This window comes from Streptococcus oralis (assembly GCF_026782285.1).
GTDB lineage: Bacteria > Bacillota > Bacilli > Lactobacillales > Streptococcaceae > Streptococcus > Streptococcus oralis_CG.
This window is the reverse complement of sequence record NZ_JAKUWG010000014.1, coordinates 1-1,225: the sequence shown is the minus strand read 5'-3', so window position 1 is coordinate 1,225 and position 1,225 is coordinate 1. Positions and strand designations below refer to the sequence as shown.

Annotated in this window: 1 pseudogene; it reads left to right on the top strand. The window is 38.1% G+C overall.

The annotated features are described in order from the left end of the window. Positions 1-123 precede the first annotated feature (123 nt). Positions 124-1,194: pseudogene (locus MK403_RS09340) on the top strand (transposase). Positions 1,195-1,225 lie beyond the last annotated feature (31 nt).

Here is a 1,225-nt window from a genome sequence, read left to right as displayed (position 1 = left end):
GGCTCTATAATATTTGTAGTGGGTAAATCCCCTATGGATATTATGGAGCCTATTTTGTTGTAGAAAAAAAGTCCCATAAGATCTATAATGAAAAGCGACCAAACCATCATTAGAAAGAATCATATGGAACCATTACATTTTATCACAAAACTGCTCGATATCAAAGACTCTAATATCCAATTTATGGATATCATCAATAGGGATACTCACAAAGAAATCATCGCTAAACTGGACTACGACGCCCCATCTTGTCCTGATTGCGGAAGTCAAATGAAGAAATATGACTTCCAAAAACCGTCTAAGATCCCTTACCTTGAAACGACTGGTATGCCTACTAGAATCCTCCTTAAAAAGCGTCGTTTCAAGTGCTATCATTGCGCGAAAATGGCGGTGGCTGAGACTTCCCTCGTCAAGAAAAAGCACCAAATCCCTCGTATTATCAACCAAAAAATTGCTCAAGATTTTGAAAAGCTCGATATCATCACTGTTCTTGAAGGCAGGACACAAGCTGTCATCCGAAATCACTTTCTTCGCTACGATAGAACCATTCGCTGTCAGGTGAAAATCATTACAATGGATATGTTTAGCCCTTACTATAACTTGGCTAAACGACTTCGCTTTCGAATTTCTAGGCTCAGGCTGAAACAGTCTCCCAGACTGTTTCACTCCCAAATGCTAAAATCGTTCTAGATCGTTTTCACATTGTACAACATCTTAGCCGTGCCATGAGTCGTGTGCGTATCCAAATCATGAATCAATTTGAACGAAAATCCCATGAATACAAGGCTATCAAACGTTACTGGAAGCTCATTTAACAGGATAAAAGAGATTCTAGATAAGCTTTTTAGCTATTCAGAAGACCTGAAACACCACTATAATCTTTATCAACTCTTGCTTTTTCACTTTCAGAATAAGGAAGCTGAAAAATTCTTCGGACTCATTGAGGACAATCTAAAGCAGGTCCATCCTCTTTTTCAGACTGTCTTTAAAACCTTCCTCAAGGATAAAGAAAAGATCGTCAACACTCTCCAATTACCCTATTCCAACGCCAAATTGGAAGCAACGAATAATCTTATTAAACTCATTAAACGAAATGCCTTTGGTTTTCGAAACTTTGAAAACTTCAAAAAAAGGATTTTTATCGCTCTGAACATCAAAAAAGAAAGGACGAAATTCGTCCTTTCTCGATCTTAGCTGACTTCAACCCACTACGGTTGACAAAGAG